The sequence below is a fragment of the Jiella avicenniae genome (assembly GCF_021390325.1).
GTDB classification, from domain to species: domain Bacteria; phylum Pseudomonadota; class Alphaproteobacteria; order Rhizobiales; family Rhizobiaceae; genus Jiella; species Jiella avicenniae.
Map to the genome: position 1 here is coordinate 58303 of NZ_JAJUWU010000013.1, position 12695 is coordinate 70997.

Genomic DNA, 12695 nt, shown 5'->3' on the forward strand with positions numbered 1-12695 from the left:
CGGGCCGCCGAAACGGCCGGCCGGTGGCGAGGCGCCGCGTGCGACACCCACCCGCCAGCCCGCCGAGGAAGCCCCGCAATGTCCGTCAAAGCCAACGCCACCCCGCTGCCCGACCGCGTCCGCATCCGCCGCGCGCTGCTGTCGGTCTCCGACAAGACCGGGCTGGCCGAATTCGCGGCGGGGCTTTCGGCGCTCGGCGTCGAGCTGGTCTCGACCGGCGGGACGTCGAAGGCGCTCGCCGAGGCGGGACTCGCCGTCCGCGACGTGTCCGAACTCACCGGCTTTCCGGAAATCATGGACGGCCGGGTGAAGACGCTGCATCCCGGCGTCCATGGCGGCCTGCTCGGCATTCGCGACGACGCGGCGCACCGGCAGGCGATGGAGGAACACGGCATCGCCGGGATCGACCTCCTCGTCGTCAATCTCTATCCCTTCGAGGAGACCCGGGCCTCCGGTGCTTCCCGTGAAACCATAGTCGAGAACATCGACATCGGCGGGCCGGCGATGATCCGCGCCGGGGCGAAGAACCACGGCTATGTGACGGTCGTCGTCGATCCGGCCGACTACGGCGAGATCCTCGCCGCCCTTCAGGCGAATGGCGGCGAAACCGATCTTCAGCTCCGCCGCCGGCTCGCCGGCCAGGCCTTCGCCCGCACGGCGGCCTATGACGCGGCGGTCTCCGGCTGGTTCGCCGGGGATCTCGGCGAGACGACGCCGAGGCGCATCGCGATCGCCGGCGAACTGGCGGAAGCGCTGCGCTACGGCGAGAACCCGCACCAGTCGGCCGGCTTCTACCGGACCGGGGAGAAGCGTCCCGGCGTCGCCACGGCGCGGCAAGTGCAGGGCAAGGCGCTCTCCTACAACAACATCAACGACACCGACGCCGCCTTCGAACTGGTCGGCGAGTTCGACCCGGCCCGCACCGCGGCCGTCGCCATCATCAAGCACGCCAATCCCTGCGGCGTCGCGGAAGGGAGCGACCTCGTCGCCGCCTATCGGGCGGCGCTCGCCTGCGATCCGGTCTCGGCCTTCGGCGGCATCGTCGCGCTCAACCGGCGGCTCGACGCACGCACGGCCGAGGAGATCGTCAAGGTGTTCACGGAAGTGATCATCGCCCCCGAAGCGGACGAGGCGGCGATCGCCGTCGTCGCGGCGAAGAAGAACCTGCGCCTTCTGATCACCGGCGGTCTGCCCAACCCGCGCGCTCCGGGGCGCTTCGTCAAGTCGGTGGCCGGGGGGCTCCTCGTCCAGTCGCGCGATGCCGGCGTCGTCGACGATCTCGACCTGAAGGTGGTGACCAAGCGGGCGCCGAGCGCGGCGGAACTGTCGGACCTGCGCTTCGCCTTCCGGGTGGCCAAGCACGTCAAGTCGAACACCATCGTCTACGCCAAGGGCGGCGCCACCGTCGGCATCGGCGCCGGCCAGATGAGCCGGGTGGATTCGGCCCGCATCGCGGCGCGCAAGGCCGAGGACGCGGCGAAGGCGGCCGGGGCGGAAAAGCCCGCCACCATCGGCTCCGTCGTCGCCTCCGACGCCTTCTTCCCCTTTGCCGACGGGTTGCTCTCGGCCGTCGAGGCGGGGGCGACCGCGGTCATCCAGCCGGGCGGCTCGATGCGCGACGACGAGGTGATCGCGGCGGCCGACGAACACGGCCTCGCCATGGTGCTGACCGGCATGCGGCATTTCCGGCACTGAGCACGGACCGCGGCGCCCCATTCGTCGCTCTCATTGGTTGCCAAGAACACCAACAGATCCTAAAAGTACATCTAAACAACCGAACTCGGCGTAATTGAATTAAAGGCTGGTGACGCCGTCAACAGATCTTTCGAGAACGTTAAGCACGAAAACGCCGCCGCAAATCCTTGCGACGGGCGTCCGTTTTTCCTTCGCTATTCCTCGAGCGGCGGAAGCCGCATTCCTTTGCGAAGGCTTCGAGAGCCGCCCGGCCCGGAACCCGATGACGGATCGCCCGTCCGGCAAGATGCTCCACGGCGCCGCGTCATTGAAATGATCTCAGCCTGCCATGGAGATGTCGTTTGCCGTATCGTCGACACGGTAGGCTCTGCCGTCTATCATTTGGAAATTCGCTTGGGCGAGTAAGATGGGCCGACAGTCTGACAGATAGGAGGTTTGCGATGAAGAAGAGTTCGTTGACCTTGGACGACCTCATCATCTCGGATCCGGAAGTGATGGGCGGGCGACGGGTGTTTCGCAATACGCGCGTCCCGATCGAGGTCCTGTTCGAGAACCTTGCCGACGGCATGTCCCTGGACGAGATCCTCGACGAATACGAGACGCTTGATCGGGATGATGTCGTGGCGGTGCTCGAGTTGACGTCGCAGGCTATGTCAGCGCCGCGTGCGGCGTGAGGGTTGTCGTCGACGAGGGGGTGCCGAAGCAACTTGTCGCGGCGTTGCGAAGCCTCGGTATCGACGCTCACGAATTTCCCAAGCAGTTCAGAAACTTCTCGAATGGAGAACTGATCGCGGCCGTCGAAGCGGACGGGTTTGATGTACTCGTCACCAACGACAAGAACATTGCCAGCCAGCAGAGCCTTCGCGGAAAGAAGGTGGCAGTGGTGGCGCTGCCACTCAACAGGCGTCGGCAGATCGTCGAGCGGGCTGACGATGTCGCCGACACGGTGAGACGATCACGGCCAGCATGTCGAGATGAGGATGGATGGAACACGCAGTGCCAGGAGCATCGGTAATCCTGATCCGGAGACCGAAGATTTCCCTCCCGTGCCTCCGTTCGGTTATCGCTGATTCAAAGGCGACGGACCGGACATTCCGCAGGAGGTCGTGCCCCGGAAAGCCTTCGAAGTCGATACACTTTTGATCGGCGATTGGGCGGTCCGCCGACTGAAGCCTTTTCGTATTCCGTACTGGAATTCGCCGTTTTGAACCTTTTGGTGGTCGATTCCGCCTTTTCAGGTGACAGACCTGAAGCTTGCGACGGCTGTGCGCATGACGGAGCAAGCGGACGCCCTGTCGTGGAGGGCTTCCACGGTTTCGCGTTTCAGATCGGGAAGCAGGTAAATTCACAACTTTGGTGATCCCGATATTGGTGAAGCGGATGGGGAAGGCGTCAGCGTCTCATCTTTGGTTCTGGCTCGTGGGGAGCACCACATGCGGCGGGCAAGGTCTTCCCCCGGCCGTCAGGGCCGGTGTTCGGAAGCCGCGGCATTTCGCAGGGCCGGGGTTCTGGCGTAGATGTCGGCGACCGTGCATTTCAGGCCGAAATCGGGAACGGCGATTTCGTCGTCGGGCGATTCGTATTGCCACTCGATCCACCCCCGTCCGGTCCGCACCAGCAGGATCACCCGTAGCTCGCTCTGATCGACCGCGAGGATCGCCTTGCAGGACGGCAGGTTTTTGTAGCCTTCGAGCTTGATCTTTATTTTCGGCCGATCCGATCCGGCGAGTGGTTTTCGATCGCTCGGGCTGACGACTTCCGCCGCAAGATGGCAGGTCTCCGTCGAGGTGACGCCTTCCCGAAGGTGGGTCTCGTCGAGGATGGCGACATCCGGAACGTAGTTGCCGCCACCGACGATGCCGGCCGCTTCCATCACGATCGTCACCTCCCGGCAGGCAATGAGATCGGGACGGCAATTCACCACCGCGTCGTTGAGAAGCCGCTCGATGTTCGAGGCGATGACCGAGTGCGGAATGGTGGGGGTCGCCTGCATGACGAAAAGTCCGTCGATGAGTTCCCACGTCTCGCCTTCGGGCCTCGTCGCCACGAAGTCCTCGAATGCAGAGAGATGCTCTGGCATGGATCGTGATGGCAATCCCATGACCGGACCTCTGTGGTGACCGTTCGCCATTCGTGAGACTAGCATGACCCGGCCCACCGCGTCGCGACGAATCCGGTCGGCGCGGGATCGGCATCGCTCCGGCGGGATCGGCGACCTCGGACGGGGGCGTGTTGCGACGCGAGAGATTTTCACCCCGCGATGGGGCCTCGCTCTACCATCCCGTGCCCGAGTATCGCGCCGGCCCTCAGGCGAGCACCGCTTCCGGCTTCAGAAAGCGCTGGAGGATGGCGTCCAGCGCGGCGCGGTCGAAGGGCTTGTAGAGGTAGCACTCGACGCCCGCCCGCTTCAGCCGGGTCATCAGGCCGAGATTGGCCTCGACGATCATCGCCACCATATGCGTGGCGCTTCCCGTGCGTTCGCGCAGCGCCTTGATCTCCTCGACGACCGCCTTGTCGCCGGCGCTGACGCCGATGACGAGGATGTCCGGTGCGCCGTGGTTCTCGATCCAGGCCAGCGCGTCCTCCGGCTTTTCCAGCGTGTCGACGTCGAGACCCTCGCGGCTCAGCAGCCGGAAGGCGATCTTGCGGATGACCGGCGCCTCGTCGATGATCAGACAGGTCTTCATGGGCTCATCCTTTCGACACGGCCGGGCTCGTTCGCCGCTCGTCCGGGCGGAATCCGTCCGCCCGAAGCGACTGCGCCATCGGCGATCCGCGCCGGACCGGCCACCGGGAAGGCGGCCGAATCGAAGCGGGGATCGCCCCGGCAAGGCAACGTAACCGGGCGGCTTTTCCGAATGGTTGAGGGAAAGGGCTAACGTTGGGTAAAATCCGGCGGATCATCCCGACTCGAGGGGCAGGCAGGCGGCGGGTCGGCGCTCTCTGCTGCCCGGAGGACGCCGGAGGACGTACGCGCGGCCCGGCAGGCTCGACCGCCGTCAGGCCGGCTTCTGGCCGATCTTGAAGACCACGCGGTCGTCGGTCTTCTCGTAGGTCACGGCAAGGCCGGACTCCTCGGCGAGGAACAGCGTGTAGTAGGGCTGGATCGCCTGGGCGTCCATCGCCTCCTCGCCGGCCGTGCCGTCGAGCATCGCGACGAGCCGCTGCTGCATGCGGATGCGCTCGCCGGTGGCGGTAATGGTGGCGGCGAAGGGGTCGATCGCCTCGATCCGGACGTGGACCGTGCCGCCGCGGCTGATCGAGGCGCTCGCCATGACGATCAGGTTGAGGACGATCTTGGCGCAATTCTTCGGAACGTAGCCCGGCTCGCCCTCCCAGACGAGGCTCGGCTTCTCGTGCTCCATGTAGCCCGCCGCCACGGTCTTGGCGTCGTTGAGATCGATCGCCGCGGTCTGCGAGCCGGCGGCGCCGAAGGCGATCCGGGCGAATTGCAGCTTGGCGACCGCCGATTTCAGCGACGAGCGGACGAGCTGCATCGATTCCTTGTCGCCCGGCATGTCGTCGAGGAGTTCCAGCCCGCTCTGGATGCCGAAGACCGGCGAGATGATGTCGTGGCAGAGCCGGCTCGACAGGAGCGCCGCAAGATCGGCCGCGGAGATGGGAGGCAGGCTGGTCATGGTCGAACCGTCCGCTGGTTGGGCGATTTTCGTCTGATCTCGAATCGGCGAATCAACGCCCGTCTCGTGCCACGACCATGATTCCAAGCCGGGTGGCCGTCAACCGAGCCCGCGTGAAACGCGTCGAAGCGCCGCCGCTCGGCCGAGAAACGTCGCCTTCGCGAGGGTGCGTTAGTGTTTCGGAAACCACGACCGGCGCAAAATGCGCGAAAGCGGGAATTTCGCCGCGCTTTTTGCCGAAACGATCAATCCTCGCGAAAGGAATGGATCATGCGTTCGATCGTCGGAACGTTCCGCAGCCTCGCCGCCGCGGCCTTCATGGGCCTCGCGGCGGTGGCCGGCTCCGCCGCTCCCGCCACTGCCCAGGTGGCGGCGCAGGACGGCTACACCATGGACGAGGTGGTCGGTACCGGCCACCGCTTCTTCGGCACCACCTCCGGCGGGCTCGCCCAGCTGCTCGAGCGCGCCTTCCAGAGCTACGGCCTCCCCAACGGCTACATCCTCGGCCAGGAAGCGGCCGGGGCCTTCTTCGGCGGCCTGCGCTTCGGCGAGGGCACCCTCTACACCAAGAATGCCGGCCAGCGGCGGATCTTCTGGCAGGGGCCCTCGCTCGGCTTCGACGTCGGCGGCGACGGGGCGCGGACGATGATGCTGGTCTACAACCTGCCCAGCATCGAATCGGTCTATGGCCGCTTCGGCGGGGTTTCCGGCAGCGCCTATCTGGTCGGCGGTCTGGGCATGACGGTGCTCGCCCGCGACAACGTGCTGCTGGTGCCCGTCAAGACCGGCGTCGGAGCGAGGCTCGGCCTCAATGTCGGCTATCTGAAGCTGACGCCGATGCCGACCTGGAACCCGTTCTGACTTCGGCAGGGCGCGGCGTGACGCATTCACCATAGCGACTTGTCTTTATTGCACCGGCAGGCGCGAAGACGCGCATTCGGTGAGCTTTTGCTCTATATGTCGGGGTGAAGGACGAGAACCCCGGATATGAGATGATCGCCACCGCCCTGACCTTCGCGTTCGGCTTTCTCGCGGCGACGCTGATCGCGCTCGTCGTCTCGCCGCTATTCTGGTCGCGCACGCGCCGTCTCGCCCTGAGAGAGTACCAGGCCAGCATTCCCGCTTCCGCCCGGGAGATCCGCGCCAGCCTCGATCACGTCCGGGCCGAAGCGGCGCTCGGCGCCCGGCGCCGCGAGATGAAGGCCGAGGCCGAGATCGAGAAGGCGGCGCTCGCCCGCGTCGAGTCCGGACGGCTGGCCGGCGAAAACGCCGAACTGCGGGCGCGCAACGCGGCGCTTTCCGGCACGCTCGCGGACGTGACCGGCGAACTCCGGGACGCCGGCGAACAACTCGCCCTCCGCGACGAGGAGATCGAGGAACTCGGCGCCGAATTGCGGGCTCTCTCCCACGACTTCGACCTGAAGTCCGACGAACTCGATGCGCTCGGCGCCCGGTTCGCCGATCTCGGCGCGATCGCCGACGAACGCCGGGCGACGATCGAGGAACAGGATCTGCGGATCGAGGAAATGTCCGACGCGCTGCGCGAGGGCGAACGGGAAAGACGCGAGAACGGCAAGGCGCTCGAACGGCTGCGCAGCGAGGCGGGCGTGCTCGAGGCGCATCTCGCCAAGGAGCGGAACGCCGTCAAGCGCCTCGACGACAAGCTCGCCCGGCTGACCGGCCAGCTCGCCGAGCGGGACGAGCAGATCGCCCGGCTGCTCGGCGAGGCGGCGAGTTCGGCCGCCGGCCATTCCGATCACGACCACGCCGAAGGCGCGGATGCCTTCGAGAGCCGGGATCGGCGGGGCGAGCCACGCCTCAAGGTGCGGCCCGCGATCCGCCCGGCCTTCGGCCGCCGCAGCGACGAAGCCGCCGCGCCTGCCGGCCGGCATGACGGCGACGGCCCGGACGTGGCGACAGGACGGGACGACGAGCCGGAAGTCGCGGCCGCCGCCGCGGCAATCGCAACGCCGGTGCTTGCGCCGCAGGCCGGCGATCATCGGGATCGGCCGGGTTCGGGAGAGGAGGCGCCGCCCGCCCCCTCCCTCGCGACACGCCTCGGCCTGCCCGAACGGCCGGAATTCGCCGACGATCTCGGCGACGGGGAGCTGCGCGACGAGGTCGGCGAACTCGCGGCGAAGGTCGTGGCGCTCACCGCCGAACGGGAGGGCGCGCGCTCGCCGCTCGACGCCATCCTCGATGCGGAGACGTCGATGGCCATGCCGCGCCGGCGCGAGGCCTCCGGCCCGTCGCTGGCCGACCGGGTGCGGCGGCTGCGCCAGGAAGCGCGCGATCACGCCGCCGAGTAGAGCCGCGACAGGACGATCGCCGCGGTCGTCGCGACATTGAGGCTGTCGATCCCGGGCGCCATCGGGATGCGGACCGTTTCCGCTCTTGCGAGAAGCTCTTCGGGAAGGCCGGTTCCCTCGCTGCCGAGGCAAAGCGCCAGCCCGTCACCGGGCTTCACCGCGGCGAGATCGGTCTCGCCCCGCGGCGACAAAGCGAGCGGGCGATGGCCTGAGTGCTCGAGCCCCCGCCAGATCGCCTCGACGTCGGCGCCGTGGTGGAACGGCAGCGTCAGCGCGGTTCCGACCGAAACGCGGATCGCCTTGCGGTAGAGCGGATGGCAGGACGCCCCGTCGAGGACGAGGCCGGATGCCCCGAAGGCGGCGGCGTTGCGGAACAGGGCGCCGACATTGTCGTGGTTGGCAAGGCCGATGGCGACGACGAGCGGCCCGCCCGCCCGCCGCGACCTTGCGAGAAATTCCGACAGACCGTCCGCCTCTCCGCCGAACTTCGCCAGATCGCCCTCGATCCGGCCGGCCGTGCGATCGACGGCGTGAGCGAGGACGCCGCGATGGATGGCAAAGCCCGCCGCCCGGTCCATGACCGGGCCTTCGGCGACGAAGATCGGCACGTCGTCCGGGACCAGCGCCAGGCGGCCCGCGAGGCCGGCGACGCGGCTCTTCAGCAGGAACAGGCTGGTTGGCCGAAAGCGCCCGGAGCGCAGCAGATGGTCGAGAACGACGGTGCCCTCGGCGATGAAGCCGCCGCGCGCGACCAGATCGCGGTCCCGGATGTCGCGATAGTCGGCGATGCGGATGTCGGCGGCATCGTCGATCCGGACGAGGCGGGCGGCAAGGGCGGGCGGAAGCGTCATGAGGCTTTGTAGAGCATGGGGGACGCGGAATTAAGGGGCGACGGTCGAGGCTGTGTCCATCCCCCCCTCTGCCTGCCGGCATCTCCCCCGCAGGGAAGAGATCAGGCTTCTGCTGCTTCAGCACGCGCATTGGACCCGGTATGCCGAGCTTTTCGGTCGATCCGGATGGGCTGCGGGTGGCGCGAGATCGATCTCCCCCCTTGCGGGGAAGATGCCCGGCAGGGCAGAGGGGGGGTCGCAGGCGCCGACGTCCGACCGAGGACGACGGCTCCGCCGCCCCCGCGCGCCGGGCGGCGCCGACACCTCATCGAAAGGCGAGACCATGATCCTCTTTCCGGCGATCGATCTGAAGGACGGCGCCTGCGTGCGCCTGAAGCTCGGCCTGATGGACGAGGCGACGGTCTACAACGCCGATCCGGCCGGCCAGGCGCGGGCCTTTCGCGACGTCGGCTTTTCGCATCTCCACGTCGTCGACCTCAACGGCGCCTTCGCCGGAAGGGCGATGAACGAACCGGCCGTCGACGCCATCCTCGCCGCGGTCGGCGCCGACGTGAAGGTGCAGCTCGGCGGCGGCATCCGCACCCTTGCGGACATCGAGCGCTGGCTGAGCAAGGGCCTCTCCCGGGTCATCCTCGGCACCGTCGCCGTCCGCGATCCCGACCTCGTCCGGCAGGCGGCGGCGCGCTTTCCCGGCCGGATCGCCGTCGGCATCGACGCGAAAGGCGGCAAGGTGGCGGTCGAGGGCTGGGCGGAGACGTCCGAACTCACCGCCATCGATCTGGCGAAGCGCTTCGAGGATGCGGGCGTCGCGGCGATCGTCTACACCGACATCGACCGCGACGGCATCCTCTCCGGCATCAACTGGGAATCGACCATTGAACTCTCCGAGGCCATCTCGATCCCGGTGATCGCTTCAGGCGGCCTCGCCTCGATCGCCGACGTCGTGCGCCTGAAGATGCCGGATGCCGCGAGGCTCGAAGGGGCGATTTCCGGCCGGGCGCTCTATGACGGCCGGCTCGACGCCGCCGAGGCGCTGAAGGTCCTGGCGGCTGAGGGATGACGGCCGAGGCGCGATGCGGGCGGACCGCCGCCTTGGCGGGCAAGGGGTGATGGGGGCGAAGTCCATTTCCGCCGCGGCATGATTTCTCGGGAGGCCGGCTCTCCGCCCCCCATGACATCGGCGCCTTCGCATTTTAGATTGGAATAATTCCAAACTAAGTCCATCCGGCCTGGCCCCCGGGGCCTGCCGTCCTGATGAGGCCGCAGATGTTTTCCTTTCCCCCGTCGTCCTTCGCTCCCGGCCGTCGTCGGTTCGCCGATCTCTCGGAGCGCGAGATCCTGGCGCTCGCCATCTCCGCCGAGGAGGACGACGGGCGGATCTATGCGAGCTATGCCGAACGGCTGGAGGCCGACTATCCGGCCACCGCCGCGATCTTCCGCGAGATGGCGAAGGAGGAGGACGGCCATCGCCGGGCGCTGATCGCCGAGCACGAGCGCCGGTTCGGGCCGACCATTCCGCTGATCCGCCGCGAGCACGTCGCCGACTACGTCACCCGCCACCCGGTCTGGATGGTCGAAAATCTCGGGCTGGAGCGGATCCGCGCCGAGGCCGAGCGGATGGAGAAGGACGCCGCGCGCTTCTACGAGATGGCGGCGCAGCGGGCCGGCGATGCCGGCACGCGCCGGCTGCTCGGCGATCTGGCCGCGGCCGAGCGCCAACACGAGCACCGGGCCGAGGCGCTGGCCGAGGAGAATCTCGCCGGCGAAGGCCGCGCCGAGGAGGACCGGACGGCCCGGCGCCGGCTGATCCTGACATGGGTGCAGCCGGGGCTCGCCGGGCTGATGGACGGCTCGGTCTCGACGCTGGCGCCGATCTTCGCGACGGCCTTCGCCACGAAGGATCCGCACACGACGCTTCTGGTCGGCCTCGCCGCGGCCGTCGGCGCCGGCATCTCGATGGGCTTCACCGAGGCGGCCCATGACGACGGCAAGCTCTCCGGCCGGGGCTCGCCGATCAAGCGGGGCCTCGCCTCCGGCATCATGACCGCCGTCGGCGGCCTCGGTCATGCGCTGCCCTATCTCATCCCGGACTTCTGGACCGCGACGACCATCGCCTTCGCCGTCGTCTTTCTGGAACTCTGGGCGATCGTCTGGATCCAGCATCGCTTCATGGAGACCCCGGTGGTGCGGGCGGCCATCCAGGTCGTCGTCGGCGGAGCGCTGGTGCTCGCGGCCGGCACGCTGATCGGCGGCGGTTGATCGGGGAGGCGAACAGCGCTGGAAAGCCGGCCGGCAATGGCCCGCCAATCGCAAAGCGCTACCGAACCACCGATATGCACTTGAGTGCATATACCTCTCGCGGTATATCGAGTCATGCAGTGGGAGGTAGTCTTTCACCCTGACTTCGATCCCGAATTTGAGCGACTCGATGCGGAGACGCAGGACGAGTTGCTCGCTCAACTGATCGTCTTGCGGGAGTTCGGGCCGAAACTCGGGCGTCCGAAAGTGGACACCCTTAACGCCTCGATGCACGCGAACATGAAGGAACTTCGCTTCCGACAGGGTGACGGCGTCTGGCGCTTTGCGTTTGCCTTCGATCTCCGAAGAAGGGCGATCGTCCTGTGCGGAGGCGACAAGACCGGCAAAAACGAGAAGCGCTTCTAAAATCTGATCGCGGTCGCCGATGCCCGCTTCGGACGCCACCTGAAGGAGATGGGAAATGCGTAGCCTGGACGACGTCATGAAGGGGCTCTCTCCCGAGCGTCGCGGCCGCATCGAGCAGAAGGCGAAAACGCTTCTTCGAGCCGAAGGTCTTCGCCAGCTTCGAAAGGGGCTGAAGAAGACCCAGGATGACGTGGCGCGGGCGACCGGTATGTCGCAGCACAACGTTTCCCGCCTGGAGAACCGCGACGACATGCTCCTGTCGACCCTCAACGAATACGTCGAAGGCCTCGGCGGTCGGCTTCGCGTGATCGCCGAGATGCCGGGCGACGAGACGATCGAAATCGATCTTTCGCGCAAGGCCCCGGTCCGGCGCTCTCGTCGCCCCGGCGGGAACGAGGCTGCGTGACCGCCTGAAAGGACGAGACCGTCATCGCTGACGAATGCAAAAACGCCGCGCCTCTCGAAGAAGCGCGGCGTTTTCGTTTTGCAGAGCAGGCCGCGGCGGCGGCCGGCGGGGTCTCAGGCGGCGACTTCTTCCGGCTCGCGCAGCACGTAGCCGCGGCCCCAGACGGTTTCGATGTAGTTCTTGCCGTCGGCGGCCGTCGCGAGCTTCTTGCGCAGCTTGCAGATGAAGACGTCGATGATCTTCAGTTCCGGCTCGTCCATGCCGCCATAGAGGTGGTTGAGGAACATTTCCTTGGTCAGCGTCGTGCCCTTGCGCAGCGACAGGAGCTCGAGCATCGCATATTCCTTGCCCGTCAGATGCACCCGCTGGCCGGCCACCTCGACGGTCTTGGCGTCGAGATTGACGGTCAGGTCGCCGGTGTGGATCACCGACTGGGCATGACCCTTGGAGCGGCGCACGATGGCGTGGATGCGGGCGACCAGCTCGTCCTTGTGGAAGGGCTTGGTCATGTAGTCGTCGGCGCCGAAGCCGAGGCCGCGGACCTTGTCCTCGATCCCCGCCATGCCCGAAAGGATCAGGATCGGCGTCTTGACCTTCGAAAGCCTGAGGGTCCGAAGGACCTCGTAGCCGGACATGTCCGGCAGGTTGAGATCGAGGAGGATGAGATCGTAGTCGTAGAGCTTGCCGAGATCGACGCCCTCTTCGCCGAGGTCGGTCGTGTAGACGTTGAAGCTCTCCGACTTCAGCATCAACTCGATGCTCTGGGCGACCGCGCTGTCGTCTTCGATCAAAAGAACGCGCATCAGAAAGTCCTCTCAGCCAGCCGAGCCGAACCGGGGAAATTCGGCAATGCATTTTTTGTCATCGTTGGGCCCAAACTGGCACTGAATGGTTAACAAATCCTCCTGGCCCTTCATGGACCCGGACCGCGGCGGGACCGCGCTCCGACTTTGGGCCCGGCAGAGCGACCGAGCCGTGGTCCGCATCGGCGGCCCGTTTGGCTTGGATCGGTTTACCCTGCCTTAAACCCTCGACCCTATGATTAACCGTGCGCGTAAACAGACGGTTAAGGGCATAGGCCACGAGCCTTGCCCGAAGCCGTCAGACGCGGAGTTGCAACGTGCTCTGCCCG

General features: G+C 67.0%; 14 protein-coding genes. 9 read left to right on the plus strand and 5 right to left on the minus strand.

Going from position 1 to position 12695, the window contains the following annotated elements; translation table 11 throughout:
• The first annotated feature begins 78 nt into the window (after positions 1-78).
• The 3 genes from purH (at position 79) to LZD57_RS13420 (ending at position 2710) form a co-directional block, all read left to right on the plus strand.
• Positions 79-1695, plus strand: a complete 1617-nt coding sequence (gene purH, locus LZD57_RS13410) for a bifunctional phosphoribosylaminoimidazolecarboxamide formyltransferase/IMP cyclohydrolase (RefSeq protein ID WP_233719987.1) — start codon at positions 79-81, stop codon at positions 1693-1695.
• Positions 1696-2135: 440 nt separating this feature from the next.
• Entirely contained in the window at positions 2136-2369 is a 234-nt protein-coding gene (locus LZD57_RS13415) for a DUF433 domain-containing protein (RefSeq protein ID WP_233719988.1), read from the plus strand.
• On the plus strand, positions 2366-2710 hold the full coding sequence (locus LZD57_RS13420) for a DUF5615 family PIN-like protein (RefSeq protein ID WP_233719989.1): 345 nt from the start codon (positions 2366-2368) through the stop codon (positions 2708-2710). The genes LZD57_RS13415 and LZD57_RS13420 overlap by 4 nt, the downstream gene beginning before the upstream one ends.
• 447 nt (positions 2711-3157) lie before the next feature.
• On the opposite strand, the gene LZD57_RS13425 is transcribed toward LZD57_RS13420, so the two are convergent.
• The 3 genes from LZD57_RS13425 to chpT all read right to left on the minus strand — a co-directional run bounded on the left by LZD57_RS13425 (position 3158) and on the right by chpT (position 5333).
• Positions 3158-3742, minus strand: coding sequence for a Uma2 family endonuclease (locus LZD57_RS13425; protein ID WP_233719990.1), 585 nt, complete (start codon positions 3740-3742; stop codon positions 3158-3160).
• Between the two features lie 259 nt (positions 3743-4001).
• Positions 4002-4382: a response regulator gene (locus tag LZD57_RS13430; RefSeq protein WP_233719991.1), complete on the minus strand. Its 381-nt coding sequence runs from the start codon at positions 4380-4382 to the stop codon at positions 4002-4004.
• 312 nt (positions 4383-4694) lie between these two features.
• Positions 4695-5333, minus strand: coding sequence for a histidine phosphotransferase ChpT (gene chpT, locus LZD57_RS13435; RefSeq protein ID WP_233719992.1), 639 nt, complete (start codon positions 5331-5333; stop codon positions 4695-4697).
• Positions 5334-5603: 270 nt separating this feature from the next.
• On the opposite strand from chpT, the gene LZD57_RS13440 reads away from it, so the two are divergent.
• Both LZD57_RS13440 and LZD57_RS13445 read left to right on the plus strand, forming a co-directional pair.
• Complete coding sequence (locus LZD57_RS13440) at positions 5604-6194, plus strand: DUF1134 domain-containing protein (RefSeq protein WP_233719993.1); 591 nt, start codon at positions 5604-5606, stop codon at positions 6192-6194.
• A gap of 131 nt (positions 6195-6325) precedes the next feature.
• Positions 6326-7642, plus strand: a complete 1317-nt coding sequence (locus LZD57_RS13445) for a coiled-coil domain-containing protein (RefSeq protein WP_233719994.1) — start codon at positions 6326-6328, stop codon at positions 7640-7642.
• Here the strand turns inward: LZD57_RS13445 and LZD57_RS13450 are convergent.
• Entirely contained in the window at positions 7627-8493 is an 867-nt protein-coding gene (locus tag LZD57_RS13450) for a TrmH family RNA methyltransferase (protein WP_233719995.1), read from the minus strand. The genes LZD57_RS13445 and LZD57_RS13450 overlap by 16 nt on opposite strands.
• A 322-nt stretch (positions 8494-8815) precedes the next feature.
• Between LZD57_RS13450 and hisA the strand changes: the two genes are divergently transcribed.
• The 4 genes from hisA (at position 8816) to LZD57_RS13470 (ending at position 11563) form a co-directional block, all read left to right on the plus strand.
• Positions 8816-9553 carry a 1-(5-phosphoribosyl)-5-[(5-phosphoribosylamino)methylideneamino]imidazole-4-carboxamide isomerase gene (gene hisA, locus LZD57_RS13455; RefSeq protein ID WP_233719996.1) on the plus strand — a complete coding sequence of 246 codons (738 nt, stop codon included), beginning with the start codon at positions 8816-8818 and terminating at the stop codon, positions 9551-9553.
• 206 nt (positions 9554-9759) lie between these two features.
• Positions 9760-10752 (plus strand): iron exporter MbfA, encoded by a 993-nt coding sequence (gene mbfA, locus LZD57_RS13460; RefSeq protein WP_233719997.1) that lies wholly within the window; start codon positions 9760-9762, stop codon positions 10750-10752.
• Between the two features lie 114 nt (positions 10753-10866).
• Positions 10867-11157 (plus strand): type II toxin-antitoxin system RelE/ParE family toxin, encoded by a 291-nt coding sequence (locus tag LZD57_RS13465; RefSeq protein ID WP_338034704.1) that lies wholly within the window; start codon positions 10867-10869, stop codon positions 11155-11157.
• A gap of 55 nt (positions 11158-11212) precedes the next feature.
• A complete protein-coding gene (locus LZD57_RS13470; protein WP_233719998.1) occupies positions 11213-11563 on the plus strand; it encodes a helix-turn-helix domain-containing protein in 351 nt (116 codons plus the stop codon).
• 113 nt (positions 11564-11676) lie between these two features.
• Here LZD57_RS13470 and ctrA read toward each other — a convergent pair whose 3' ends face one another.
• Positions 11677-12366 carry a response regulator transcription factor CtrA gene (ctrA, locus tag LZD57_RS13475; RefSeq protein ID WP_233719999.1) on the minus strand — a complete coding sequence of 230 codons (690 nt, stop codon included), beginning with the start codon at positions 12364-12366 and terminating at the stop codon, positions 11677-11679.
• Positions 12367-12695: the final 329 nt, after the last annotated feature.